This is a genomic window from Pseudomonas sp. JDS08PS003, from assembly GCF_045013505.1.
GTDB lineage: Bacteria > Pseudomonadota > Gammaproteobacteria > Pseudomonadales > Pseudomonadaceae > Aquipseudomonas > Aquipseudomonas protegens_B.
On the sequence record NZ_CP120724.1, the window covers coordinates 5,451,100 to 5,476,685 of the forward strand.

The window sequence follows — 25,586 nt, forward strand, 5'->3', positions numbered from 1 at the left end:
CCTTCTGAGTCCCCTCTCTGCGCCACACACCGCTACCCTCGAACTCTTCAACCCGGCAAACTAGCAGCCATGAATGCACTCCCCCCTCTCCCCGCTTGCTGTACCTCTCTGGATGCGTCCTGGCCCCTGCCGGAGGCATTGCCCCATACCCTTTGGCTGAGCACTCGGTTCAATCCCGGGCACTTGGCTGCAGATGATTTCCAGCGCAGCGGCATTGAAGCGCCACCAAGCATCCAGCGCTCGGTAGCCAAGCGCCAGGCCGAGTTCCTTGCCGGCCGCCTGTGTGCCCGGGCCGCCCTGTGGCAACTGCAGCGCATGGATTGGGTTCCCCCGATCGGGGCCGACCGGGCGCCGATCTGGCCCGAGCATATCTGCGGCTCTATCACCCATAGCACTGGACGCGCCGCCGCCATTGTCGCCGACAAACAGCACTGGCGAGCCTTGGGGCTGGATTTGGAAACACTGCTGAGCAATGAGCGCGCCGCCAATCTGGCGCAGCAGATCCTCACTCCGACGGAACTGCAACGCCTGGACCTGTTGCCCCCCGCATTGCACGCCCTGGCGGTGACCCTGACCTTCTCGATCAAGGAAAGCCTGTACAAGACCCTGTATCCGCTGGTGCAGAAAAACTTCTACTTCGAGCACGCCGAGGTACTGGAATGGTCCCCCGAGGGCCAGGTCCGAGTGCGTCTACTGACGGACCTGAACGAAGAATGGCACCACGGCAGTGAGCTACAGGGGCAGTTCGTGGTCGAGGGCGACCAGTTGCTCAGCCTGATCGCCATCAAGGCTGCTCCCCCGACAATTGTCAGCGGGGTTCCTGCTGCCGGGGCCAGCTCAGGCTGAAGCAGGCGCCCCCGAGGCTCTTGCTCTTGCTGATCAGGGCCCGGCCATCGTGCCAATGGATGATTCGCCGCACAATCGACAGCCCCAGCCCATGGCCGCCGGAAGCCCGGGTACGGCTGTCATCCAGGCGCAGAAAAGGCGTGAAGATCTTTTCCCAGGCACTTTCCGGTACGCCGGGACCGTCATCCTCCACATCCACCCGACAGCGCAACTGGCCCACCTGATAACTGACGGTGACCTGGGATTCCGCATGGCGCATGGCATTGCTCACCAGATTCTGCAGCGCTCGGTGCAGATAGCGCGGCTCAGCCTCGACCCAGGCGCCGTCGCACTCGGCCGCGGACAGGCACAGCCCACGCTGGACCTTGAGGTTGGCCCGCAAGGGCGCCAGCTCGCTGATCACTTGGTTGATCAGCGCATCCAGATCGATACGCTGGAAGTTCAAGGCCGGCGAGCCCTGTTCCAGGCGGGCATAGGTGAGCATCTCGTCCACCAGCCGATCCAGATCCTGAATATCGTTGTCCATGCCGTCCAGGTACTTCTGCCGTGCCTGATCGGTACTTGCCGAAGCAATCATCTCCAGGCCGAAACGCAACCGAGCCACCGGTGTACGCAACTCATGAGAGACCGCCCGCACCAGTTCGCGCTGGATCGCCAGCAAGCGCTGCAGATGCTCGGCCATGCCGTTGAATGCAGCCGCCAGGCGCCCCACCGAATCCACGCCACGAGCCGGCACGCGGGTTTCCAGGCTGCCCTTGGCAATCTTCGTGGCTGCCGATTCCAGGCCGCTGAGACGTCGCTCCAACTGGCGCACCAATAAATAGACGATCAGGCCAATCAAACTCAGGCCGAGCACGGCAATCAGCACCAGCCATTGCGGCGGATAAGGGTTCATCTGATACAGCGGGCCGATTTCCAGGACCCAGGGCGTACCCACCAGCCCCGCGAATACCCGGATCGAGTCACCGCCCTTGCCCAAGGCCATCACCGTATCGCCCTCGGCCACCCGCCGGCGCTGGTCATCATCCATATCGGCAGCATCCTGGGTGGACAGGTGCATGTCGAAACCAAAACCCTTGGCCTTCTTTAACGCCGCCAGGCGCTCGGGCTGCTCCGCCACCGGATACCGTACCAACTCGTCCGCCAGCAGATAGATGGTTGCCCGGGCCAGTTGCTCGCTGATCTGTTGCACTTCGGCACTGAGCAGCAACTGCTCCTTCTCACTAACCAGGCGATAAACCCGGGCGGCGAAGGGCCCGGTCTGCTCCACCAGCGCCTGCCCCCGCAGGACTCGGCCACGCTGGCTGCTGTCCAGGTCGGTCTGGCTGAAGGTCTTCAGGCGCAGGGGAATCCCCAACAACCGCTCCCACACCGCCAGCGCGCGGCGACGCTCGATTTCGCTCATGGGCTTGAGGTTGTCCGCCATCAGCGAGAAGGTGCCGTGGGCCAGTCGTTCGCGGTACTGCTCGCTGCGCACTTCGTTGAGCAGGTGCAGAGCCAGCACCCCCAGCAGCGCCACCAGGATCAGCGCGGCGCACATGCCGCCATAGATACGCAGGAAGATGGAGTTCACGAGGGCAAGTCGGCGGCGGCTTCGGGAACGAACAGATAGCCCTTGCTGCGAATGGTCTTGATCAGTCGAGGGTGCTCCGGGTCGTCGCCGATCTTGGGCCGGATGCGCGAGATGCGCACATCGATGGAACGATCCTGGCCGTCATAACCTATGCCGCGCAGAGCGGTGAAAATTTCCTCACGGGACAGTATTCGCCCGGCGTTCACCACCAGCAGCCACAACAGATCGAACTCGGCACTGGTCAGCTCGATGCCGACATCGCTCAGCCATGCTTCGCGCAGGGCATTGTCCACCACCAGGGGACCGAATTGCAGGCGCCGGGTTTTCTCCTGGGCAGGCTCCGGTGCCTCGCTGCGCCGCAGCAAGGCCTGGATCCGCGCCAGCAACAAACGCGGGCGCACCGGCTTGCAGACATAGTCGTCGGCCCCCAGGTCCAGGCCCATGACCTGATCCATGTCATCGGTACGGGCGGTGAGCATGAGAATTGGCCCGTCATAGCGAGCCCGGACCTTGCGACAGATACTCAGGCCGTCTTCGCCGGGCAGCATCAGGTCGAGAATCACCAGGTCTGGCTGCTCGGCAATGATCCTGGCTGCAGCCCGAGCGCCGTTGCCCTCGATGGCCACCTGCAAGCCGTTGCTCTCCAGATATTCACGGGTCAACTCAGCCAGACGCTGGTCATCCTCGACAATCAGTACCTGCCAGGCTTCTTGCTCCACGCTCGACCTCTTTTATTGCCAGCACTCACTGGAAGGAAGGCACCCGTCTTTTTGTCATGAAAAAGACGGATAACCGGCCATGGAAAACGCCGTCAGCACCCCATGAACCGCGACGGATTGTAGCAACCGGGATCGCCCCACACACAAGCGACTAAAACGACTCGGTCAGGGGGATTTTTTGTGATAGGGTTCGCGCCCGCAAAAATCCGCCCAAGGCAATTTCCGGCGGTAAAAAACAGTGACAAACGGTTCCATGCACTAGGACTGCGGCCTCCGCGAGTTTTACCCAGTCCATACACAATTTACGCACAACCTTATCCACAGGCAGCACGTTGCAATCAGCCCCCCAAACGCATTATCTTGTAGCCCGCCGGCCAAAAACACCTATATCTAGGGTTTTACGCAAAAAACCAAACACAATTCAGACAAGAAACTCAAGCCCTTTTCTTGCCCCGTTTGGTGGAACCAATCGCTGTTTCAGAAGACCAAGACCGCGCGTGCGGATGGCATCGTTTTCCACCCTGTCCAGGAGAAAGCGGTACGGGTGTTGCAGCAACAAGACTGTCACCCACCAGGAATAAGGTGCCGAGCCCAGGCTCGACACCATGACTTCGGCATGGAAGCGGCGCCAACAGCCCCCTTCCTGAACTGTCCCGAAGTCGTTATGCCCGGCCTCTGCCGGCTGTAGTGCTTCAGGACGGAACGGTGGGCACCTCATTGGTGCCCAAACAAACATAGAGAACGTGGAGACACCCATGCAAACCGACACAACTCGCGAGAACCCGCAGGCCAATGCGCCGCAGGCCGCCGATTCCAATCTGGATCTGTCTGCTACCGCCCCTGGCCAATTGCGCGTGATCAAGCGTAACGGCACTGTCGTTGCTTACACCGATGACAAGATCACCGTCGCTATCACCAAAGCGTTCCTCGCAGTTGAAGGCGGCACCGCCGCTGCCTCGTCGCGAATCCACGACACCGTGGCGCGCCTGACCGAACAGGTTACCGCGACCTTCAAGCGTCGCATGCCTTCGGGCGGCACCATCCACATCGAAGAGATCCAGGACCAGGTAGAGCTGGCCCTGATGCGCGCCGGCGAGCAGAAAGTTGCCCGTGACTACGTGATCTACCGCGACTCGCGTGCCAAGGAACGCGCCACTCGCTCCACCGGCGAAGAGCCGGTACAAGCCCACCCATCGATCCGCATCACCCGCGCCGATGGCAGCTTCGCTCCTCTGGACATGGGCCGTCTGAACACCATCGTCAGCGAAGCCTGTGAAGGCCTGGAAGAAGTCGATGGCGATCTGATTCAGCGCGAAACCCTGAAAAACCTCTACGACGGCGTGGCCCTGAAAGACGTCAACACCGCCTTGGTGATGACCGCCCGCACCCTGGTCGAGCGCGAGCCGAACTACTCGTTCGTCACCGCCCGCCTGCTGATGGATACCCTGCGTGCCGAAGGCCTGGGCTTCCTCGAAGTGGCCGAAAGCGCCACTCACCACGAAATGGCCGACCTGTACGCCAAGGCACTGCCAGCCTACGTCGCCAAGGGTATCGAGTTCGAATTGCTGAACCCGGTACTGGCTGAGTTCGACCTGGAAAAACTCGGCAAGGCGATCAACCACGAGCGCGACCAGCAGTTCACCTACCTGGGCCTGCAAACCCTGTACGACCGTTACTTCATCCACAAGGACGGTATCCGCTTCGAACTGCCGCAGATCTTCTTCATGCGCGTAGCCATGGGCCTGGCGATCGAAGAGAAGCAGCGTGAAGACCGCGCCATTGAGTTCTACAACCTGTTGTCGTCCTTCGACTACATGGCTTCGACCCCAACCCTGTTCAACGCCGGCACCCTGCGTCCACAGCTGTCGAGCTGCTACCTGACCACCGTTCCAGACGACCTGTCGGGCATCTACGGCGCCATCCACGACAACGCCATGCTGTCGAAATTTGCCGGCGGCCTGGGCAACGACTGGACTCCGGTTCGTGCGCTGGGCTCGTACATCAAGGGCACCAACGGCAAATCCCAGGGCGTCGTGCCGTTCCTGAAAGTGGTCAACGACACCGCCGTTGCCGTTAACCAGGGTGGCAAGCGCAAAGGCGCTGTGTGTGCCTACCTGGAAACCTGGCACATGGACATCGAAGAGTTCATCGAGCTGCGCAAGAACACCGGTGATGATCGTCGTCGTACCCACGACATGAACACCGCCAACTGGATCCCTGACCTGTTCATGAAGCGTGTCTTCGATGACGGCAAGTGGACCCTGTTCTCGCCGTCCGAAGTACCGGATCTGCACGACCTGACCGGCAAGGCCTTCGAAGAGCGCTACGAGTACTACGAAGCCCTGACCGAGTACCCGGGCAAGGTCAAACTGTTCAAGACCATCCAGGCCAAAGACCTGTGGCGCAAAATGCTCTCCATGCTGTTTGAAACCGGCCACCCATGGCTGACTTTCAAAGACCCGTGCAACCTGCGCAGCCCGCAGCAGCACGTGGGCGTGGTCCACAGCTCGAACCTGTGCACCGAGATCACCTTGAACACCAACAAGGACGAGATCGCCGTTTGCAACCTGGGCTCGATCAACCTGCCGAACCACATCGTCAACGGCAAGCTGGACACCGCCAAACTGGAACGCACCGTGAACACCGCCGTGCGCATGCTCGACAACGTGATCGACATCAACTACTACTCGGTGCCGCAAGCGAAGAACTCCAACTTCAAGCACCGTCCGGTCGGCCTGGGCATCATGGGCTTCCAGGACGCGCTGTACCTGCAGCACATCGCTTACGGTTCCGACGCTGCCGTCGAGTTCGCCGACAAGTCCATGGAAGCGGTCAGCTACTACGCGATCCAGGCTTCCTGCGACCTGGCCGACGAGCGCGGCGCCTACGAGACGTTCCAGGGTTCGCTGTGGTCCAAAGGCATCCTGCCGCTGGATTCGCAACAGATCCTGATCGAGGCCCGTGGCCAGAAGTACATCGATGTGGACCTCAACGAAACCCTGGACTGGGCGCCGGTACGTGCCCGCGTGCAGAAAGGCATTCGTAACTCCAACATCATGGCCATCGCACCGACCGCGACCATCGCCAACATCACCGGCGTATCGCAGTCGATCGAACCGACCTACCAGAACCTCTACGTGAAATCGAACCTGTCGGGCGAATTCACCGTGATCAACCCGTACCTGGTTCGCGACCTCAAGGCTCGCGGCCTGTGGGACTCGGTCATGATCAACGACCTGAAGTACTACGACGGTTCAGTGCAACAGATCGAGCGCATCCCGCAAGAACTCAAAGAGCTCTACGCGACCGCCTTCGAAGTGGAAACCAAGTGGATCGTCGACGCTGCCAGCCGTCGCCAGAAGTGGATCGACCAGGCTCAGTCGCTGAACCTGTACATCGCCGGCGCCTCGGGCAAGAAGCTGGACGTGACCTACCGCATGGCTTGGTACCGTGGCCTGAAAACCACCTACTACCTCCGCGCCCTGGCCGCCACCAGCACCGAGAAATCCACCATCAACACCGGCAAGCTGAACGCTGTTTCCAGCGGCGGCAACCACGGTGACGACTCGGTCCTGGCTGCGCCAGCCGGTCCTGCTCCAGTGCCGAAGGCTTGCGCCATCGACGAGCCGGATTGCGAAGCCTGCCAATAAGCTGAGCTGACAGGCGCCTATGGCGCCTGTGCCAACCCCCGATAGGCCTCCGGCTTATCGGGGGTTTTCTTTTGCCCCCAACAAAACCGCAGGAGCCGGCTTGCCGGCGAAGAAGCCCCCCGAGCGCTGCACAAGCTTCAAGGATGCCTTCGCTGGCAAGCCAGCTCCTACACAAGCCAGCCCGCCTGCACACCTGCACAGGAACGCCCTGCTCAAACCAGTGCACCTCCAGGAACCTGCCGTCGATAACGAACATGGGCAAGCGGGCATAAAAAAGCCCCTCATCGAGGGGCTTTTTGTACAGCGCTCAAGCGAACCAGCATCAGGTCATCTGGATGATGGTCTGCATGATGGTGCTCTGGGTGGAGATGGTCTTGGCGTTCGCCTGATAGTTGCTCTGAGCCTTGATCAGGTTCACCAGCTCATTGGTCAGGTTAACGTTGGACTCTTCCAGGGAGTTGGACTGGATCGCTCCCAGGGTGCCGGTCTTCGGAGCGTCATAACCTGGAATACCGGACGAGTAGGTCTCTTTCCACTGAGTGCCGCCTACCGGCTGCAGACCTTGCTCGTTGGTGAAGCTGGCCAGGGAAATCTGACCGATCGCCTTGGTCTGCTCGTTGCTGAAGTTGGCCAGCATTACACCGGTGCCATCGATGGTCAGGCTGCTGATCTGGCCAGTGGAGTAGCCGTTCTGCGCGATGATCGAGCGAGTGCTTTCGCCGAACACCGAACCGGTTTTGGTCATGTCGATGCTGACGCCGTTCGGCGCTGGCTTGGCACCGTTAGGAGTGAACACGCCATTGGTGACGGTACCCGGAGTCCAGGCAGCAGCCGACATGACAATGCTGTTACCGGTAATGGTGTACGGCGTGGTCCCAGGCGCAGCTGGCGGGGTCATGCTGCTGAGCTTGCCCGACGAGTCGAACTTCATGGTGATCGGCGACTGGTTGGCCATGGTGAATGCAGTACCGTCCGGATTGCGACCATCAATCAGCGTGTAGGTTTGCCACTCATTGGCGTTCGGCGTCTTGATCATGTACTGATCCATGACGTGCTTGTTGCCCTGAGTGTCATACACCGGAGTACTGAACGACTTGGTGTAGGTGGTGTTGTCGGTCGGATTGAACACATAAACCGGAGCGGTCGAAGCCACATTGATCGGAGTCGAATCGGAATTCAGGTTGATCGTCGAGGAGATCGAGTCGGTTGGCTTGGGCGACAGGTTCGAGGTATCGATCCGCAGGTCGGTCAATACACCGTTGATGATCTTGCCGTTGGCATCTACGGCATAGCCTTGCAGGCGCGCAGTGCCATCACTGTTGGTGATGAAGCCTTCCTTGTCGGTCTTGAAGGTACCGGCACGGGTGTAGGTCAGCGAGCCGTTGGTGCTGAGCACGAAAAAGCCCTGCCCCTGAATGCCCATGTCCAGCACGTTGCCAGTGTTGCTGATATCACCGTTGGTGAACTGCTGGGAAACGTTGGACAGGCGTACGCCGTTACCAATCACCTGGGTGCCGCTGCCCAGCTTGGTGGCCGAGTAGACGTCGGAGAATTCTGCGCGGGAAGATTTGAAACCGGTGGTCGCGACGTTGGCGATGTTGTTGCCGGTGACGTCCAGCTGTTTGTTGGCAGCGTAGAGACCGCTAAGGCCGATATTGAAAGACATATTCCACTCCTTGTGCCGGTTAGTCGGCTCTAGATACCAATGGTTTGTACTTTGGACAGGGCAATCGGGCTGCTCAGTCCTGCCAGGTTCAGCATCAACTCTCCGCCGGTCTGGCTGATGGTGACGCTGTTGACTGTCGCCGGCAGATAAGTGATCAGGTCAGTGCCCTTGCCGTCGATGGTGGTGCTGGCCTTGAAGGTGTAGTTACCCGGGGCCGCCTTGGTGCCGTCGGTCTTGGTGCCATCCCAGACAAAGCTGGCGTTGCCGGCCTTCTGGCTGCCCATGTCGATGGTCTTGACGGTGTTGCCATCCTTGTCGGTGATGGTCACTTTGACCGAGCTGACGCCAGCCGGAACGGTCACCGAACCGGTCATGCTCTTGCTGGTGTCCACCTGAGTGGTGCCGGACTGGACGATCACCGAGCGACCTACCAGGGACGAAGCCTGCAGAGCCTGAGACGATTTGTAATTGCCAGTGATGGAGTTCACCGAGGTATTAAGGGTCGTGATCCCTTCCAGGGTAGAGAACTGCGCCAACTGGGCAACGAACGCACTGTTGTCCTGAGGATCCAGCGGGTTCTGGTTGTTCAGCTGGGTCACCAACAACTTGAGAAACGCGTCCTTGCCCAGGGCCTGCTTACCGGTGGTGCTGTTCGTCGCTGCCGCCAGGCCGTCGGCGCTGGTGGTGTTCGCGGTCTTCTTCGACGAGTTGGCCAGTACATCCTTAAGGGATGGGCCGCTGGTGGTATCCGTAACGCTCATTGGCTTCGCCCCTTATCACTGACCCAGGGTCAGGACCTTCTGCATCATGGTTTTGGCGGTGTTCATCATTTCAGCGTTGGTCTGGAACGAGCGACTGGCGGAAATCATGTCGGCCATTTCTTCCACCACGTTGACGTTGGGGTAGTAGACGTAACCTTTGGCATCCGCAGCCGGGTGGTTCGGTTCGTAGCGAGCTTCCAGATTGCTCTGGTCTTCCACTACACCCAGCACCTGTACGCCTTGGCCTGCAGCGTCCTGGTTCTGGAACAGCGAATCGCTGCCACCGCTCTGGGCGCCCTGAAACATGGTGGCAAACACCGGGTGACGAGCGCGGTAAGTCTGGTCGATGCTCGACGACACGCTCTCGGCGTTGGCGATGTTACTGGCGACGGTGTTCAGACGAGTGGTCTGAGCGCTCATGCCACTACCGGCAATATTGAAAACACTGGCAAGGGACATGGATTACTCTCCGCGCAGGGCTGCAACCAGCCCTTTGAATTTGCTGTTGAGCAGCGTGAAGCTGGCTTGGAAGTCCACCGAGTTCTGTGCGTAGCTCGATTGCTCCAACTGAGCATCCACGGTGTTCTGGTCGATCGAAGGTTGCATCGGCGTGCGATACAGCAGCGACTCGTCGCCACTGCCCAGGCCCTGGGCTTCGATATGCCGGGTATTGGTCATGTTCAGCGCGAAGCTGCCGTTCTTGGCCTTGTCGTTCTGCTCGGCGAGCACAGCGGAGAAGTCCAGGTCCCGAGCCTTGTAGTTCGGGGTGTCGGCGTTGGCGATGTTGTTGGCCAGCACTTCGGCACGCTTGGCGCGAAAGCCAAGAGCTTGTTCGTGAATACCGAGCGCTTTATCGAAGCTGATGCTCATGTCGGAAACCTTCGGGTGACCTGATTTTTCGTAACCTTGACTTAGCAAGCTACGTGCCAAGTCAAGGAGCCCCGTAAATCAAGGGCTCTACGGCAGCGGCAAGGCGGCAATGCCAGAAAAGCGGCAATGGATTTCCGCGAAACGCCGGCAAAGCGGCAATCGAGCTGCCGCTTTTAGCCCAGCCACCCGATAAAATGACGCCCACAAAAAAGGAGGCCCTGAGGCCTCCTTTTTTATTGCCGCAACAATCAATCACTTCGCCTGGTAGATGATCCCCGGGCTGCATTGCACCATCTGATAATGATCCGGCAGACCATTGAGCGCTTCGGAAGCGCCCAGGAACAGGTAACCGCCAGGCTTCAGAGTGCTGTGAATGCGCATCAGGATGTCCTTCTTGACCTCGGCCGAGAAGTAGATCAGCACATTGCGACAGAACACGATGTCGAACTTGCCTAGGCTGGCGTAGCTGTCCAGCAGGTTGAACGAGCGAAACTCCACCCGACTCTTGATCGGTGCCTTGACTACCCAGCGCCCCGGCCCTTTAGGGTCGAAGTAGCGCTGCAGGCGCTCGGCCGACAAACCACGGCCAATGGCCAGGCTGTCGTATTCGCCGGTCTTACAGTTATTGAGCATGGTCCCGGACAGATCGGTAGCAACAATCTGCACCCCCATCTTCAACTGGCCCATGTTGCTGCGCTCGAACTCATCGATGGACATCGACAAGGAATAGGGTTCCTGCCCAGACGAGCATGCCGCCGACCAGATCCGCAGGCGCTGATTGGGGCTGGCCTTGATGGCCTCGGGAAGCACCTTGTTCTTCAACACTTCGAAGGGATAGGTGTCACGAAACCACAAGGTTTCGTTGGTCGTCATCGCATCCACCACCATCTCGCGCAATCCGCTGCGCGGCTGGGTCTGAATCCGCTGAACCAGCTCACCCAAGGTTTTGATGCCTTGCTGCTCCATCAGTTTGTTGAGACGGCTCGAGACGAGATATTGCTTGTTTTCCCCGAGCAAAATACCACAGGCTTTTTCCAGGAAGACCCGGAACTGTTCAAAATCCAAATTACCCGTAGACAATGCTGCCGCCTCTTAAATCTTATGTTCGCCAGGGGCTGATGCCCTCAGCTGTGGTCTGCTGCTTTGATCCGGTCGACTACCCGGGATGCCAGGTCATCAGGACGGAACTTGGCAAGGAAGTCATCGGCACCGACCTTCTTCACCATCGCCTGATTGAACACCCCTGACAACGAAGTATGCAGGATGATATGCAGCTTTTGCATGCGTGGATCGCTACGTATCTCGGCCGTGAGGGTGTAACCGTCCATTTCGGGCATCTCGATGTCGGAAATCATCATGAGGAATTCCTCTTCCGGCTTCTTGCCCTCATCCACCAGCTTGCGCAGGTAGTCCAGCGCCTGCCGGCCATCGTTCAGCGCCACCACCTCGACACCCACAGTCTGCAGGCAGCGAGTAACCTGTTTACGCGCCACTGACGAGTCGTCAACGGTCAGCACTCGCAGGGATACAGCCTTGTGCTGAGTTTCGACGTCCACCACGCCCACCGAGATCGACTCGGAAGTGGGGGCGACTTCCGCCAAAACCTTTTCAACGTCGATGATCTCGACCAACTGGTTGTCCACCCGAGTTACCGCCGTCAGGTAGTGATCGCGACCAGTCCCTTTGGGCGGCGGATGGATCTCTTCCCAGTTCATATTGACGATACGCTCCACCGAGCGCACCAAAAACCCCTGGGTCTTGGTGTTGTACTCAGTGATGATGACGAACGGATTGCTTTGATCCTGCAACCCACCCGAACCTGTGGCCATTGCCAGATCCAGGATCGGAATGGTCGCCCCTCGAATATTCGCGACACCGCACACCACAGGGTTGGATTTGGGCATCAGGGTCAGCTTGGGGCATTGCAGCACCTCGCGAACCTTGAATACGTTGATCCCGTAGAGTTGCTCGCCGTCCAGACGGAACAGCAGCAACTCCAGGCGATTCTGCCCAACCAATTGCGTGCGCTGGTTTACCGAATCCATTACACCAGCCATGCCCAGACTCCCCAAAGCTTTAAGATCCGACGCACGCTCATCACTAAACGGCACGGCGCTTGCTTTTTAACTGTTATGAACGCCAAAACGACATTTTTCCGACGCCTGACATCCCCCTACCGCGCATTGCTTTGTGGGTTGTCGGCGCTGTGTATCCTAAACCCTGGCGGCCCTGCCGTTGCTGATTCGGTCACCCTGCCTGATCTACTTATCGGCGTCACTCAAGGGTTTCTTGAATTCACGGTAGAAGACTACCTGGCCACCAGTCAAACGGAAGGACGCTACGAAATCCAAGTCAACCAATTGGATCCGCGTATGCGCATGCCCGCCTGCGACAAGGAATTGACAGCGAGCCTGGAAAGTCCAGCACAGCCGCTGGGACGGGTCACGGTCAAGGTACGCTGCGAAGGCGCCTCCCCCTGGACCGTATTCGTGCCAGCCCAGGTCAAGCTGTTTCGCGAAGTGGTCACCACTTCACGCCCACTCAAGCGCGCCGGGATCATCGAGCCGGAAGACGTGGTGTTGCGTGAGAGAGATATCAGCCTGAACAATCAGGGCTACCTGACCTCCGTGGACCAGGCCATTGGTCAGAAACTTGTCCGACCAATGGTCGCCGACCAGCTCATTACCCTGGGGCACCTGGAACAGGCTGAAGTGGTGCGCAAGGGCGATCAGGTGGTGATTTCGGCACGTAGCGGCACCCTGAACGTGCGGATGCCGGGGGAGGCACTGTCCAATGGCGGCATGAGCGAGCAGATCCGGGTCAAGAACCTAAACTCGCAGCGAGTGATCAAGGCACGCATCACCGCACCGGGGCAGGTGGAAGTGGCAATGTAGATAACTGGCGCTCGACTCGCTCGTTCCCTAAACTGTGGCCGATAAAGGGTCGCAGATACCTGCGCTGGCTTGTCGACAATCGAGCCTAAAGTTTTTCAGGGTATGGCCGAAAACATGGCAAGCGTCCAAATACCCAGAGGTTTTCTTCATCATGGTCATCGACTTCAGCCGTTTAAACAGCTCCCCTTCACTGACAGGCAGTACGCGTACCAGCGCCAGCAAGGAAACCGGTGATGCCGGCAAATCCGCTCCGCTGACGACTGCAGCCGAGACCAGCAAAAGCGGGGAATCGGTACACCTCAGCAATGAGGCTCAACAGTTGCAGAAAATCACCGACAAGCTGCGCGATCAGCCTGCTGTCGACAAGGCCCGAGTGGCCGAGTTGAAGCAAGCCATTGCCGATGGCAGCTATAAGGTCGACAGCAACCGTATAGCCAGCAAACTGCTCAACTTCGAAGCCCAGCGCTAGCCACAGGCTTGCGCCAGGCTTTTGGACGCTTAATCCCCAAGGCCAGCCATGCACGACACCAATTTACTGCAACTGATCAATGACGACCTTGCTCCAGCTCAACAACTGCTGGAGCTGCTCAGAGCCGAATCCATTGCCCTGCACGGCCGCGACATGCCGTTGCTGGAGGATATCCTGGCGCAGAAGCAGGCCCTGGTCATATTGCTGGAACAGCATGGCCGTAAGCGCACAGAGATCCTTGCCAGCCTGAACCTGCCGAGCAATCGTGCAGGCCTCGAGCAACTGGCCAGTCACTCCAGCCTGGGCGACCAACTGCTCGAGCAGGGCAATCTGCTGACCCAGTTGCTCGCCGACTGCCAGGCCACCAACGAACTCAATGGCCGCTCGATCCAGATTCAACAGGCCACCACCGCCAACCAGTTGAAAATCCTCAACGGCGGTGAACCCCCAGCACTTTATGACGCCCGCGGCTCTACCTCTATGCTTGCGAAGCCCCGCCCACTCAGTCAGGCTTAAGCCCCAAAAATGAGTGCGCGCTACCAAGCCGTGAAACATACTGGCAAAATGCCAGATCCTGCGTGTAGTTGTATTTTGTCTGGAGATTGATGAACCGTGTTCAACGCCTCAAACGCGGAAGATGCTCCGCAGCCACCTAAGGTGTTCACCACTGCGTTGGAAATTTCCTCCAACCTGCGGCTGCTGCAAGAGAGCCACGACCCGCTGATCATCACTTTCCATGAGCGCAGTCAGCGCTTCCAGAGCTACCTCGTGGAAGTGGACCGCGACAGCAACATGATTGCCCTTGATGAAATGATCCCTCGCGACGGTGAGCGATTCATGCTGGCAGGCGAGCCATTTCGCGTTGAAGGCTTTCATGAAGGCGTGCGCATCGCCTGGGAAAGCAACGGCCTGCCGACCCTCGATGAGTCCAATGGCGGGCGCTGCTACCGGACCACGCTGCCGGACGAAGTGGTTTACCACCAGCGCCGCAACGCCTTCCGGGCTGCACTCAAGCTGGCGCAACTGGTCGACATCGAACTCAGCGGCGAAAAACTCAAGTCCCCTCTGACCGGCAAGCTGCTGGATATTTCCGCTACCGGCTGCAAGTTGCGCTTCGACGGCGATATCTCTTCGCGCCTACAACTGGGTCAGGTGTACGAGCGCTTTATTGCCGCCCTGCCCTTCGGCAGCATGACCGCCCCGGTCGAACTGCGTTACCTGCATCACGAGGAGCGTATCGACACCACCTTCGCCGGCGTGCGCTTTCACAACATGAGCGGCCTGGTGCAGCGTCAGGTAGAGCGCTTCGTCTATCAGTTGCAGCGTGAAGCGCGGCGCTTCGACAAAGACGACCTCTGAACCCCACGCATCAATGAAAACGGGCAGTGCCTTGCGGCAACTGCCCGTTTTTCGTTTCTAGGGTCGAGCCCCACTCAGATGATCCCGAGCACAATCGTCGGGCGACGCCTCATCCGACGCTTCCGGCGTCTCAGGCTCCGCTGCAGGCACAGCATCCGGAGCGGGCGTGGTCTGCATCTGATCCTGCACCACCTGCTCATCCACCCGTGGATCGAGAGCCGCCACCAGAGGTGAGCTGGACATGCTGTCCGGCATGGCGACGTGATGCAGCGGCGCATCATCCACCTGATGCAGATTGGTCACCGCCTTCGGCCGGATCCTCCAGACCAGGACCAGGGCAAAGAAACTGAAGAAGGCATACAGCATCTGACTGCCGAACAACTTCATCAGCACCCCGGCCGCCAACGGACCGATGCTCGCCCCCACGCCATACGTCACCAACAGCATCGCCGTCAGCGACACTCGACGATCACTTTCCACGTGGTCATTGGAGAAAGCCACCGCCAGCGGATAGAGGCAGAACTGCACCAGGGAACAAAGGAACCCGAGAATAAAGAGCATCTCCAGGGGAACCGACGGCAGGATCGCCAGAGGCAGGGCCACCACCGCCAGGAACAGTGCGAAACAGCGAATCAGCAACGCCCGATCATAGCGATCGGACAACCAGCCCAATGGCCACTGCACCACCAGACCGGCAAAAATACAGCTCCCCATGAACAGACCGACCTGCTCGGTACTCAAGCCCTGCTGCGACGCATAGAGCGGCGCAAGGCCATAGAACGAACCCACGATCAACCCCGACCCCAGCACGGTACTCAGAGACTGGGGTACTCGCTTGATAAAGAAGCGCGGCTCCATCGGCGCCGGATGCAAAGGCGCCGGGTGAATACGCCGGGTCATGGCCACCGGCACCAGGCACAGGGCAAAGCACAGGGCCACCAGCATCAATAGTTCCAACCCCAGGGCCGGGTGCATGACCAGAATCAACTGCCCCAGCACTAACCCCAGGTAAGAGGCGATCATGTAGCCACTGAACACCAGACCGCGCTGATTGGCGTCGGCCTGCTCGTTGAGCCAGCTTTCGATGACCATGTACTGGCACATCATCCCTAGGCCGACGATCATCCGCAGCACCAGCCAGGCCGGCAGCCAGTCCACCAAGCCGTGCCCGAGCACCGCCGCACCAACGATCCCGGCACAGGTAGCGTAGGCGCGGATATGCCCGACCCGGGCAATCAACCGATGCCCCAGCTTGCCCCCCAATACCAGACCGAAATAGTTGGCCGCCATCAAGGCCCCCACCCACAGGCCATCGACATGGTCGGCGGCCAGGCGAAGAGCCAGATAAGTGCTGAGCAGACCCGAGCCGATCAACATCATCAGCGAGGCGAAATAAAGCGCTCGAAAGGATTTCCAGATTTGGCGCATCGGCGTTCCGAGCGGCTCCTTGAATGAGGTGCAGGGCCCTTGGCAAATCAGGACCCGACCAGCGACGGTTCGGTTATGCCTGGGCCGCTAACACACGCCGCTCCCAGGGAGTGATTTCATCAAAGAAGCTGGTCAACTCCATGGTCTTCGAAGCGATGTAGCCTTCGATGAACTCGGTGCCGAACAGTTCCCTTGCCAACTGACTACGTTTCAGACGCTCCAACGCCGCATGCAAGGTACAAGGCAGCGACAGATTGTCCGGAACCTCGAACTCACCCTGGATAGCCGCCGCGGGCTCCAGCTCGTTCTCGATCCCGTGCAAGCCCGCTGCCAGGCTCGCCGCAATCGCCAGGTACGGATTGGCGTCCGCGCCCGGCAGGCGATTCTCCACCCGCCGCGCCACCGGCGAACTGGCCGGAATACGTAGCCCCGCAGCCCGATTGTCATGGGACCAGCAAGCATTGTTCGGCGAAGCGTAAGGATGGCACAAGCGCTGATAGGAGTTCACGTTGGGCGCGAACAATGCGGTGAGGTCCGCCAGCCCGGCCTGTAGCCCGCCGATGAAATGGCGGAACATCGCCGTCGGCTGCCCGGTGTCATCGCTGAAGACGTTACGCCCACTGCCGATCTCCACCAGGCTCTGGTGAATATGCATTGAGCTGCCCGGCGTATGAGCCAGGGGCTTGGCCATGCAAACCACGATCAGCCCGTGCTTGAGGGCCACTTCCTTGAGCAGGTGCTTGAACAGGAAGGTCTGGTCTGCCAGCAGCAGCGGATCGCCGTGCAACAGGTTGATCTCGAACTGGCTGACGCCCATTTCATGCATGAAGGTATCGCGAGGCAAGCCCAGGGCCGCCATGCACTCGTAGACTTCCTTGAAGAACGGCCGCAGGCCGTTGTTGGAGCTGACACTGAATGCCGAGTAGCCCTCCTCCCGTCGACCGTCCAGGCCTACCGGAGACCGAAAAGCCTGTGCCGGATCGTCATTGGCGGCGAACACGAAGAATTCCAGCTCAGTGGCCACCACCGGCGCCAGCCCCAGGGCCGAATAGCGTGCGATCACCTGCTTGAGCTGGCCGCGGGTGGAGAGTCGCGAGCTTTCGCCACTGAGCTCATCCGCATCACAAATGGCCAGTGCCCGTGGTGTCTGGCTCCAGGGCAGACGATGAATCTGCCGAGGGTCGGCATTGAGCGCCAGGTCGCCGTCGTCGCTGCCGTAAAACCGTGCCGGCGGATACCCGCCCATGATGCATTGCAGTAGCACCCCGCGAGCCATCTGCAAACGCCGCCCTTCGAGAAAGCCCTCGGCGGTCATCACCTTGCCCCGCGGCACGCCATTGAGATCCGGAGTGACGCATTCAATCTCATCAATGCCCGTCAATCGCTCGGCGAGTGAACTGTGGCCATCGGTTGTCATGACTCAATCCTTGTTGTTATACGAGCCGCGAACGGCGACCCGTACAAAATACGCATCACCCGTTCAGGATTTCAAGCAGACAAGAATAAAATCCCGGGAGGGCACGAACTCCCGGCGAGCAACCCACACGTCATGGCCGGGACCGATCTTGAAAAAGAAGAAGGCAATAGCCCCTGATAGGGCCTGGCCACCCTGATAACACCTGGCCGCCGCAGTCTTCGGCGACCACGCCGATCAGGCACTCAAGGCAAGTACAGCTTGAACAGCCCGCCGCCCAATGGGCCGCCGTTGCTGATACGGGTGTGCCCGCACACGCCATTGCGCTGATGCAGCTCGGCAATGCGTCCGGCGAAATACAGCCCCAGCCCGGTGCTGCCGCTGCTCTGATTGATGCCCTGCACATAATCGGCCTGACGCTCGATCATCGCTTGCGGGTAGCCGTCGCCGTCATCGTTGATGGACAGCACCACCTGCCCCTCTTCGTCACTGACCGTGATCAACAGTGCATGGCGGGCGTAACGCAGCGCGTTGTTGATGCAGTTGGCCAACACCGAGGCAATCAGCTCTCGATCGAAAAAGCCCAGAGGACTCAAGGGGTCGACCTCATAGGTGGCAGAGACTCCACGACTCCTGAACACATCCTGATGGCTCACCAGTTGCGCTTCGATGAAATCATCCAGCTCGTGGTAGGCCGGCTGCAGCGGCAACTGGTTGACCCCCAGCTTGTACAGCCCCAGGAGCTGCACCAGCATGCCGTTGAGGTGAGCGAAGTGGTAATCGATCACCCCCTGTTCGGGCGCCAGGTGCGCCTCGGGCAGACGGGCCTGCCACTGGGCATGGGCCTGCATCAGCATGGCCAGTGAGTTTTTCATGTCATGGACGGTGGAGGCAATCACCGTGGAGAAATCGAGCGCCTGTTGCTCTTCGTTCATTCGCCAAACGCCTTGCTTCGCAGCTTCTGGTAGCGCGGATAACGCGCGTCGGTATCGGGCATCATGCCGACCATTTTCAGGCACGCCTGGCATTCTTCCAGGAGCGCCGCGTCTGTATTGGGGTCAGTGCCGTGCAACAGCGACTGCGCCATGTTCAGGGCAATACTGATGTTCTTCGGCTGCATGGCCAAAGCCTTGCGAAACAGCTCCCGAGCCTCGCTCAGATTGCCCGCCTTGTAACTGCGCACGCCCTGGCGGTTGATGTCGGCCGCTGCATTGGACGAACTGAGAATAGTCGGATCGTCGGTGAGCTTGGCGATGTTCTGCATGACCTTCGGATCGTCGCCGTAGATTTCCGCACAGTTTTTCAACATCGAGGCACCGGCACTGGCCTGCCCCAACATCTGCAGTTGCTTGGCCACCAGCAATGCCGCTTCAGGACTCATGAACTGCTCCATGCCGTCCAGGCGCATCAGCGCCTGCTCGGTGAGTTTCTCTGCGGTTTCCGCATCATTGAGCAGCAGGCTGGTGGCCTTCATCAGCCGCGCACGAATCTGCAATCCAGGGTCGGTGGGGTTTTCCTTGGCCACCGCACTCAGGGTCTGGTTGATCTCCAGGCGAGTGCGGGTGTCCAGGCCCTTTTCACTGCCCTTGCTGATCAAGGCATGGGCCAGGCCAAGATTGCTTTCCGGATCCTTGAAGCGCGACTGCGCGCCCTGAGATACAGCCTGCCGATAGGCCCTGGAAGCACTGTCGAAGTCTTCGTTGGCCATGGCCAGCTTGCCCAGCAGCGCCTGACGACGCACCGCCAACGGCGATAGGCGCACTGCCTCTTCCAGCACATTCTGGGCACGCTTGGTGTCGCCTTCGGCCACCAGCACATCCGCCAGTCCGTCATAGAGCCCCGGCATCATCGGGAAAGCCTTGAGGGCCTTTTCATAGACAGCCTTGGCTTCGCCTACCTGCCCGCGCTTGAACAGCAGGCGCCCCAGGCCGACGTAGGCCCAGGGCAACGGCCGGTCCGCCAGAATACTGTTATACAGGCGCTCCAAAGGCTCGTTCTGATGCATGTCGCGCAGGGCATCGGCCCTATAGCGCAGGCACAACGGCGCGTAACGCGGGTCCTGCTTGCACAGAGCGACGCAGGCGTTGAGCACTTCCACCGGTTTGCCCCGATCAAGGGCCTGAAGAATGGGCTTGAGCAGGGTCTTGCGCTGTTGCAGGCGCTCCAGGCGCTGGGCCAGGCCGGAACGGTTGAAGGGCTTGGTCAGATAGGCATCGGGCTCATGCTCGAGGGCGCTGAGTACCATGGCCTGACTGCTCTCGGCAGTGACCATGAGAAACACGCTCTCATGACTGATGAGCTTTTCCAGCATCAGGTCTTCCAGCACCTGCTGGCCGTTTTTCTTGCCGTCGCCCAGATGGTAGTCCTGGAGGATGAAGTCATAGCGCTTCTGCGCGCACATGCGCAGGGCCTGTTCGCCAGTGTCGGCGGTGTCCACGTCCTTGACGCCCAGCTCACGCAACATCGAACGCACCGAACTGCGGAAGTCCGAGAAATCATCGACGATCAAAAAGCTCTTTTGGTGGTACGCCAGCATCGAAGATTCCAGGCAAGTAAGAAGATCAATCCAGGGACAGCAGGACCCACCCGGCTTCGCAGCCTGTTTTTGGCGCGCAGATAATAGCTGCTGGCCACGGGCTATCAAGCACTTTCAAGTCGACCTGTGATGCAGATCGCTACTTGGGAACACAATTGTCCACTGAAGTTATCGGCCGAATTCGCCATTCCCTTAAAGTGGCCGGACAGCATTTGCTGCCTGATGTAAAAAGTCCTGGCCCAGCGCTGAAAAACACTTTGGCTGCGTGTTGAAACCTTGGATTCTGAAACATCACCTGATAGCGTGCTGCGCCTCAAAGCCTCGATCGTTTTTGCTCCGCAATACCGGCCCTGCAAGCAGGGCCGGCCAGCCGGCAAAGGTTCCATCAGTCGCAAGCCCCACAGGCTTGCAATCCGGGTGTCGAAGGATCGGCATGACGCCCGACGGCGGTATCATCGACGAGCAAATGCCGGTCTGCCAGGCAGCGCATCATGGGATGCGCAGGTCATTATCAAATGGAGTTAACGATGGCGCATGACAGCAGTGCGATAACCGGGATTGAACTGGAACAGTTCATGGACCGCCTTGAGGCACAGCAACAGGACCAGGAAACCGATACCCTGCTGGCCCAGTTGCAAGCACAGCCGCTGCGGGCCGACTCCCTGGCCTCGATCGACCGCCTGCACACGCTATGGATGCAGGCCGGTGATTCAGCCGCGGCCCGGGCCGTTATCGCAGAGGATGGCAATGCTCTGCTGCAAGCCGTGCATGAGCCCGCCCGCGCCGAGTTGACAATGAACCTGGCCATCCTGCGCTTGCGAGTCGCCAGTTATCTGGACGACGACACAACCTTGCTTGAGGTGCTCGAGCAACTCAACCAGATGGCCACACAAACCCTGGACTTCAATGTCGAGCACTATCGTCGCTACCGAATCTTCGACGAGCTGGAACAGGGTCGCCTCGAAGTCGCATTGAAAACCATCGAAGTGCGCTATGCCCTGACCTTGGGCAATCCTGCCCGTGTAGCGTTGCGTGCCTGGGATGCTGCCGACCAGTATCAACGCCGCGCCCGCGTCCTGGCCTTTCACAGTCGTGATGAAGAAGCCCGTAGCGCCGCGCTGGAAGCCGTCAACGCCGTACGCACGGCCGGTCCCGACCAAGACATCGATGAAGGCGACTGGCTGTGGCTGGGCAACTCGCTGATCGAGATCATCCCGTTGCGCCTGGCGCTGTTCGAACAACCCATCGCCCAATTGACCTCAGGCCTCTCGCTGCCCCAGCGCCGCGAGTGGGAAGTGCGTACTGCGCGCCTGGCCGCCCGCGCCCTGCACGCCCAGGGCGACCTGGCCGGAGCCTTAAAGGTCTGCAATGCCGCCGCCCTGAGCCTGGATTCTGACGGCGGCAACAATTTTATCGAGTACGAACTGCCCTGGCTGATGGAAGCCGGACGCATCGACGAAGCGGGGTTTCGAGCCTTCATCGACATCTACGACAGGCAAACCGAACTCTGGCCAGCTACCGCCCGCCTGGTTCTCGACCGCCTGCAAGATCCCGAAGAGCGCAGTGCCTGGTGGCCGATCTGCGTGATGCGTGCCTGTATTACCGAGGAAGCACTGCAGAGTTTTCTCGAGGCGCTGCCGAACATCGAAACCACCGAGTCCGATACCACCCCACTGCTGGCCGCCCTGCACCAGGCCATGGAAGATCTGGAGACACGCGACTCACTGTTTGCCGAAGCTCGCGCCGAAGCCCTGCGGCGTACCCCCGAGCAGCCCTGGATCACCCGCCTGGCCGCCGTGCATGACGCAGAGCGCGGCCTGATCGACGCAACCACCGAAGCCAGCCTGCTGCAAAACGCCATCCAGGCAGGCCGTATGCAGGACAACCGCAGCGCGTTCTCGCTGTTTGCCGCTCGGGTCAACAGCCTGGGGGTGATCGAGGCACTGAAAGCGCCGAAGCCGGTGCTGTCCTGCGGCAAATACGCCTACAACTATGCGTTGAGCATCGAAGACCTGGCAGAGACTGAAGCCGACAAGCTGCCCAAGGACGCCCGGGACCAGGCCTATTCGTTGCTGCGCGAAGCGCAGAAAGACGCCTACGAGCAGGGCCAGGCCCACATGGAACGCTATTTCGCCAGCGGCAGCGGCCACCCCTACGATGCCTGCGCGCACCTGTACTCCATGCTCTGCAACAACCTGGCGATCAACTATCGCTACTACAACCAGATCCGCTACGAAGACGCCATCGAGCTGCACGCGCGCGGCATCGCCGCCAGCCCGTTCGCCGAACACTACAACGGCCTGCTCAGTGCACGTATCAGCCTGGAGGATCTGCCCGGCATCATCGATGCCGCAGAACAGCTTTGGCATTACTCGGCGGAGTTCGGCTACAGCCGCCACGACCCGAATGAGTACGTCGCCTCCGTGGTGTACGCCCTGTACAAGCTCGATCGCGACAACGAAATCCTCATCTGGCTCGAACGCCTGCTCAAGTGGCAGGAAGAGCAAGGTGTCAGCGATCGGCAACTGGACAGCTCGGCGCTGTTCGCCCGGATTCAGGTCGCGCGCTACCTGGCCCATGCCCATCCCGACAACGCCGACAGCCTCTGGCAGCGTTACGAGCCAGCAGTGCTGACCCTCAACGAAGTCTCGGTCATGTCCAGCTCGGTGGACTTCCTCAAGGCCCGTGGCCGCACCGCCGAAGCCATTGACTACTGCGCACGAACCCTGGCGCTGTGCACCCCGGACGATGACTACGACATCAGGTGCCGCGCCCGGATCGAGGAGATCCTGAGCGAGCTGCAAGCACCGGCTCAACCGGCCGGCAAGAAAAACTGGTGGCAGATATGGAAGTAAGCGCCGACAAACGCAGCCCCAGCTACGCCCCACGCAACCTGCTGAATGCCGATGAACTGAAACGCGGCATCACTCAGCGCAGCCTGGGGCGCGGCGACGAGGATGGGGTGCAGGGTTGGCTGCTGAATCACTTCTATCGCCACCTGGTGGGCAACTTCGAACCTGCGCGGCGCATCCAGACCCTGGATGACGCCTGTGCGGCATTGGGTAGTGACGCGCCGCCGGCCTGGGTAAGCGGGTACTTCGACAGCGCTGCCAAGGTACAACTCGAAGACGCCGCCAAGACCGTGGCGGCGCTGGTATGGGTCGACCCGCTGGAGCCATTGCTGTTGCAGCAGGAAGCGCAACTGGTGGAGTTCCTGACCTCGCGTAAAGGCACGGCACTGGAGGGCAAGCTGGAGCGCATCACTTGCCCGCAGGCCCTGGCACTATGGGAAAAAGAGCACGCACAGATGGCCGCCCGGGTCGATCAGGGCTGGCGCCAGAGCTCTCCCGACGCCCTCAATGTGGCGGTCTCCTGCGCCGAACACACCTGGGTCGAACTGCGCCCGGAAAGCCCGTTGCTACGGGCTGAAATGGCCTTCGAAAGCTATGTGATGCGCCACTGCCTGGGACAATTCGCCAACCGCCGAGCCTTGACCGGCGGCTACGGTGAACGCTACGCCGAAGCCGTGGAGCAACAGGGCATGCGCGTGTTCAGTCTGCGTGATGCCCAGGGCCAGCCTCACATCACCGTCAGCCTGATCATCCAGGACGACGGCGTACTGACCGTGGAGCAAGTCAAAGGCAAGCAGAACCGCCCGCCCATCGAGCGCTACTTCCAGGACCTGCTGCGCCTCCTCAACACCCTGGACACCGACCTGCAGACGCCAGCCGACTGCATTGCCATCGGCATCGTGCGCACCGATGCCGGCTGGTTGCGTATCGAGGAAGTCAGCGATGCGCAAGCCCAGACCCGCCTGGTGGCTCGCTACCCGCAACTGTTCTACCGACTGGACGCCCCGTCGGCCATGGTCGAATGGCTGGTGGCGGCCCGCCAGTCCAACTTGCTGCTGGAAGTTGCCCCCCAGGCGCCATCGGTCAAGTACGCCACCCGCCATATCTTCAAGAAAAGCCCCTGGCCACAACGCCACGCCGACGACCCGCTGTATCGGACCGAAGGCGTGCCCTGGACGGACATGTCTCCTCCCCAGGCCGAGGAAATCGCAGCCTGGCAGGCCAGAAACCGGTGAAACGCACATGATGACGATAATTGCCGTAGCCTTCGGCGCCTGGCTGGTGTGGCGCTACTTTCGCCGCCAGTCGCCTACGTCTCTGGTGGTGTTCACGCCACGCAAACGCTGGGCACTGAGCCTGGCCCAACCCATGGTGGATGCCACCGGGATGACCGGCTTCTTCGATCCCGAGACCACCCATTTCATGGATCAGGCGAAAGCCTCCCTCAGGGCCCCGCTGCTGCACCAGATCGGCTTTCGCAGCAACGCCACGAACGACGAAGTCCGCGAACACTTGAACAGCACCCTGGAACGCCAGTGGTTCCGGGTTGACCTGCACGACCTGAACGCCACCGACGACCCGCGAGCAGCAATGGCCTTCGCCTGCGTGCGCAGCGCCTTCTTTGTCCGCTGCGCGATGTTGATGGGCTGGATCGACACAGAGAGCGGATGGAGGATCATGCTCCTCAATGCCCAACGAGCTCAGGATTGCTTCAGCGACTGGGAAGACTTCGGCAGAGCCTTCATGCTCGGGCGCAGCCAATGGATCGCGGCGTTCAGGGCCGACTCTCTGGGTGAGGTGTTCAATGAAGCAAGCCTGAGCCGGCTGCTCATGCCCGGTAGCGGCATCTGGGCTGGGGTTGCCTGGCAGGGCCTGCCGGCGTTGTTGCCTGTGGCGGATTGAGACCGCGAAGGGATGGTGTCCCAGGGCAGGTTCGAACTGCCAACCTTCCCCTTAGGAGGGGGATGCTCTATCCAATTGAGCTACTGAGACAAAACTGCAAGCGCCTGATACTTCACGGCGCGTAGGACGGCGTGCATGTTAACGGCCAAGGCCGCATTTGTCATGTTATCCATAGGGCTTTTTGCACGAGCCGTCAGGAGCGATCCGCTCACTCGGGGTCTCATCGTGCAAATTGCATCACCGCAAAAAGCCATCATTGCAAAATGCAATTCATCGACATCTAAAATCCACCTCAAGTTATTGTTTTTAAAGAGTTTATCTACAGTTAAACTCTTGGCACGCAGGCTGCTTTATCAGTGGATAAAACACTGCGGAGATGACGCCCATGAACAGCGCCCTGTTTCTCTTGAATGCGATCGCCATTGCCGTACTGGTGGCTTTTCACTTTCAACCTGCAGACAACGCTGGCCCTGCCGGACTGTCCAGCGCTCGTTACAACCAGCACCCGACACCGCAGCTGGCAGTCATGAACGCCCAGGGCGAGCCTCGCAGCGTGACCAGGGTTACCCAGGAAAAGACACTGCAGCAACCAGCCGCCACGCCAACCGAACGCTGGATTTTTTAAGACCAAGACTTCAGGAGCCTTC

General features: G+C 60.0%; 22 protein-coding genes and 1 tRNA gene. 10 read left to right on the forward strand and 13 right to left on the reverse strand.

What is annotated here, in order from left to right; genetic code table 11:
• The first annotated feature begins 69 nt into the window (after nt 1–69).
• A complete protein-coding gene (locus P7C00_RS24065) occupies nt 70–846 on the forward strand; it encodes a 4'-phosphopantetheinyl transferase (protein ID WP_404937499.1) in 777 nt (258 codons plus the stop codon).
• Here the strand turns inward: P7C00_RS24065 and P7C00_RS24070 are convergent.
• Together P7C00_RS24070 and P7C00_RS24075 are read right to left on the reverse strand one after the other, a co-directional pair.
• Nucleotides 809–2,419 carry an ATP-binding protein gene (locus tag P7C00_RS24070; protein WP_404937500.1) on the reverse strand — a complete coding sequence of 537 codons (1,611 nt, stop codon included), beginning with the start codon at nt 2,417–2,419 and terminating at the stop codon, nt 809–811. The two genes, P7C00_RS24065 and P7C00_RS24070, sit on opposite strands and share 38 nt — an antisense overlap.
• Entirely contained in the window at nt 2,416–3,138 is a 723-nt protein-coding gene (locus P7C00_RS24075; RefSeq protein WP_346632313.1) for a response regulator, read from the reverse strand. Before P7C00_RS24075 ends, P7C00_RS24070 begins: the two co-directional genes overlap by 4 nt.
• Before the next feature lie 755 nt (nt 3,139–3,893).
• Between P7C00_RS24075 and P7C00_RS24080 the strand changes: the two genes are divergently transcribed.
• Nucleotides 3,894–6,788, forward strand: a complete 2,895-nt coding sequence (locus P7C00_RS24080) for a ribonucleoside-diphosphate reductase subunit alpha (protein ID WP_346632314.1) — start codon at nt 3,894–3,896, stop codon at nt 6,786–6,788.
• 322 nt (nt 6,789–7,110) lie between these two features.
• Here the strand turns inward: P7C00_RS24080 and flgE are convergent, their stop codons facing one another.
• The 6 genes from flgE to P7C00_RS24110 all read right to left on the reverse strand — a co-directional run bounded on the left by flgE (nt 7,111) and on the right by P7C00_RS24110 (nt 12,142).
• Nucleotides 7,111–8,454 (reverse strand): flagellar hook protein FlgE, encoded by a 1,344-nt coding sequence (flgE, locus tag P7C00_RS24085; protein WP_346632315.1) that lies wholly within the window; start codon nt 8,452–8,454, stop codon nt 7,111–7,113.
• A 29-nt stretch (nt 8,455–8,483) separates the two neighbouring features.
• On the reverse strand, nt 8,484–9,215 hold the full coding sequence (gene flgD, locus P7C00_RS24090; protein WP_346632316.1) for a flagellar hook assembly protein FlgD: 732 nt from the start codon (nt 9,213–9,215) through the stop codon (nt 8,484–8,486).
• Nucleotides 9,216–9,230: 15 nt separating this feature from the next.
• Entirely contained in the window at nt 9,231–9,674 is a 444-nt protein-coding gene (flgC, locus tag P7C00_RS24095; protein ID WP_011062742.1) for a flagellar basal body rod protein FlgC, read from the reverse strand.
• Between the two features lie 3 nt (nt 9,675–9,677).
• Nucleotides 9,678–10,085, reverse strand: coding sequence for a flagellar basal body rod protein FlgB (gene flgB / locus P7C00_RS24100; protein ID WP_346632317.1), 408 nt, complete (start codon nt 10,083–10,085; stop codon nt 9,678–9,680).
• Between the two features lie 252 nt (nt 10,086–10,337).
• Nucleotides 10,338–11,165: a protein-glutamate O-methyltransferase CheR gene (cheR, locus tag P7C00_RS24105; RefSeq protein WP_011062744.1), complete on the reverse strand. Its 828-nt coding sequence runs from the start codon at nt 11,163–11,165 to the stop codon at nt 10,338–10,340.
• Between the two features lie 44 nt (nt 11,166–11,209).
• Complete coding sequence (locus P7C00_RS24110; protein ID WP_102860707.1) at nt 11,210–12,142, reverse strand: chemotaxis protein CheV; 933 nt, start codon at nt 12,140–12,142, stop codon at nt 11,210–11,212.
• Nucleotides 12,143–12,217: 75 nt separating this feature from the next.
• On the opposite strand from P7C00_RS24110, the gene flgA reads away from it, so the two are divergent.
• From flgA to P7C00_RS24130, 4 genes are all read left to right on the forward strand, one after another.
• Nucleotides 12,218–12,979 carry a flagellar basal body P-ring formation chaperone FlgA gene (gene flgA / locus P7C00_RS24115; RefSeq protein WP_346632318.1) on the forward strand — a complete coding sequence of 254 codons (762 nt, stop codon included), beginning with the start codon at nt 12,218–12,220 and terminating at the stop codon, nt 12,977–12,979.
• A gap of 151 nt (nt 12,980–13,130) precedes the next feature.
• Complete coding sequence (gene flgM, locus P7C00_RS24120; RefSeq protein WP_346632319.1) at nt 13,131–13,448, forward strand: flagellar biosynthesis anti-sigma factor FlgM; 318 nt, start codon at nt 13,131–13,133, stop codon at nt 13,446–13,448.
• Between the two features lie 48 nt (nt 13,449–13,496).
• Complete coding sequence (locus P7C00_RS24125; protein WP_123726894.1) at nt 13,497–13,964, forward strand: flagella synthesis protein FlgN; 468 nt, start codon at nt 13,497–13,499, stop codon at nt 13,962–13,964.
• 96 nt (nt 13,965–14,060) lie between these two features.
• Nucleotides 14,061–14,807, forward strand: coding sequence for a flagellar brake protein (locus P7C00_RS24130; RefSeq protein WP_265073600.1), 747 nt, complete (start codon nt 14,061–14,063; stop codon nt 14,805–14,807).
• Between the two features lie 57 nt (nt 14,808–14,864).
• On the opposite strand, the gene P7C00_RS24135 is transcribed toward P7C00_RS24130, so the two are convergent.
• The 4 genes from P7C00_RS24135 to P7C00_RS24150 form a co-directional block, all read right to left on the reverse strand.
• A complete protein-coding gene (locus tag P7C00_RS24135; RefSeq protein ID WP_346632320.1) occupies nt 14,865–16,235 on the reverse strand; it encodes an MFS transporter in 1,371 nt (456 codons plus the stop codon).
• 73 nt (nt 16,236–16,308) lie between these two features.
• A complete protein-coding gene (locus tag P7C00_RS24140) occupies nt 16,309–17,550 on the reverse strand; it encodes a glutamine synthetase family protein (protein WP_404940080.1) in 1,242 nt (413 codons plus the stop codon).
• A gap of 344 nt (nt 17,551–17,894) precedes the next feature.
• Nucleotides 17,895–18,584 carry a sensor histidine kinase gene (locus tag P7C00_RS24145; protein ID WP_404937501.1) on the reverse strand — a complete coding sequence of 230 codons (690 nt, stop codon included), beginning with the start codon at nt 18,582–18,584 and terminating at the stop codon, nt 17,895–17,897.
• On the reverse strand, nt 18,581–20,185 hold the full coding sequence (locus P7C00_RS24150) for a response regulator (RefSeq protein ID WP_346632322.1): 1,605 nt from the start codon (nt 20,183–20,185) through the stop codon (nt 18,581–18,583). Before P7C00_RS24150 ends, P7C00_RS24145 begins: the two co-directional genes overlap by 4 nt.
• Nucleotides 20,186–20,712: 527 nt before the next feature.
• Between P7C00_RS24150 and P7C00_RS24155 the strand changes: the two genes are divergently transcribed.
• From P7C00_RS24155 to P7C00_RS24165, 3 genes are read left to right on the forward strand one after another with little or no spacing between them, the layout of a single operon-like run.
• On the forward strand, nt 20,713–23,040 hold the full coding sequence (locus tag P7C00_RS24155) for a hypothetical protein (RefSeq protein ID WP_404937502.1): 2,328 nt from the start codon (nt 20,713–20,715) through the stop codon (nt 23,038–23,040).
• Nucleotides 23,031–24,272, forward strand: a complete 1,242-nt coding sequence (locus P7C00_RS24160) for a hypothetical protein (protein ID WP_346632324.1) — start codon at nt 23,031–23,033, stop codon at nt 24,270–24,272. Before P7C00_RS24155 ends, P7C00_RS24160 begins: the two co-directional genes overlap by 10 nt.
• Before the next feature lie 7 nt (nt 24,273–24,279).
• Complete coding sequence (locus P7C00_RS24165) at nt 24,280–24,939, forward strand: DUF1266 domain-containing protein (RefSeq protein ID WP_404937503.1); 660 nt, start codon at nt 24,280–24,282, stop codon at nt 24,937–24,939.
• A 13-nt stretch (nt 24,940–24,952) separates the two neighbouring features.
• On the opposite strand, the gene P7C00_RS24170 is transcribed toward P7C00_RS24165, so the two are convergent.
• Nucleotides 24,953–25,029 (reverse strand) — tRNA-Arg (locus P7C00_RS24170).
• Between the two features lie 295 nt (nt 25,030–25,324).
• On the opposite strand from P7C00_RS24170, the gene P7C00_RS24175 reads away from it, so the two are divergent.
• Nucleotides 25,325–25,564, forward strand: a complete 240-nt coding sequence (locus P7C00_RS24175; RefSeq protein ID WP_404937504.1) for a hypothetical protein — start codon at nt 25,325–25,327, stop codon at nt 25,562–25,564.
• Nucleotides 25,565–25,586 lie beyond the last annotated feature (22 nt).

Bases quoted from the DNA above. Each gene is read 5' to 3' on its own strand.
- flgE (WP_346632315.1), bottom strand. From the start codon at position 8,454: ATGTCTTTCAATATCGGCCTTAGCGGTCTCTACGCTGCCAACAAACAG.
- flgC (WP_011062742.1), bottom strand. From the start codon at position 9,674: ATGTCCCTTGCCAGTGTTTTCAATATTGCCGGTAGTGGCATGAGCGCT.
- flgA (WP_346632318.1), top strand. From the start codon at position 12,218: ATGAACGCCAAAACGACATTTTTCCGACGCCTGACATCCCCCTACCGC.
- P7C00_RS24150 (WP_346632322.1), bottom strand. From the start codon at position 20,185: ATGCTGGCGTACCACCAAAAGAGCTTTTTGATCGTCGATGATTTCTCG.
- P7C00_RS24110 (WP_102860707.1), bottom strand. From the start codon at position 12,142: ATGGCTGGTGTAATGGATTCGGTAAACCAGCGCACGCAATTGGTTGGG.
- P7C00_RS24080 (WP_346632314.1), top strand. From the start codon at position 3,894: ATGCAAACCGACACAACTCGCGAGAACCCGCAGGCCAATGCGCCGCAG.
- P7C00_RS24175 (WP_404937504.1), top strand. From the start codon at position 25,325: ATGAACAGCGCCCTGTTTCTCTTGAATGCGATCGCCATTGCCGTACTG.
- flgM (WP_346632319.1), top strand. From the start codon at position 13,131: ATGGTCATCGACTTCAGCCGTTTAAACAGCTCCCCTTCACTGACAGGC.
- P7C00_RS24125 (WP_123726894.1), top strand. From the start codon at position 13,497: ATGCACGACACCAATTTACTGCAACTGATCAATGACGACCTTGCTCCA.
- P7C00_RS24155 (WP_404937502.1), top strand. From the start codon at position 20,713: ATGGCGCATGACAGCAGTGCGATAACCGGGATTGAACTGGAACAGTTC.
- P7C00_RS24065 (WP_404937499.1), top strand. From the start codon at position 70: ATGAATGCACTCCCCCCTCTCCCCGCTTGCTGTACCTCTCTGGATGCG.
- P7C00_RS24165 (WP_404937503.1), top strand. From the start codon at position 24,280: ATGATGACGATAATTGCCGTAGCCTTCGGCGCCTGGCTGGTGTGGCGC.
- flgD (WP_346632316.1), bottom strand. From the start codon at position 9,215: ATGAGCGTTACGGATACCACCAGCGGCCCATCCCTTAAGGATGTACTG.
- flgB (WP_346632317.1), bottom strand. From the start codon at position 10,085: ATGAGCATCAGCTTCGATAAAGCGCTCGGTATTCACGAACAAGCTCTT.
- P7C00_RS24145 (WP_404937501.1), bottom strand. From the start codon at position 18,584: ATGAACGAAGAGCAACAGGCGCTCGATTTCTCCACGGTGATTGCCTCC.
- P7C00_RS24140 (WP_404940080.1), bottom strand. From the start codon at position 17,550: ATGACCGCCGAGGGCTTTCTCGAAGGGCGGCGTTTGCAGATGGCTCGC.
- P7C00_RS24135 (WP_346632320.1), bottom strand. From the start codon at position 16,235: ATGCGCCAAATCTGGAAATCCTTTCGAGCGCTTTATTTCGCCTCGCTG.
- P7C00_RS24160 (WP_346632324.1), top strand. From the start codon at position 23,031: ATGGAAGTAAGCGCCGACAAACGCAGCCCCAGCTACGCCCCACGCAAC.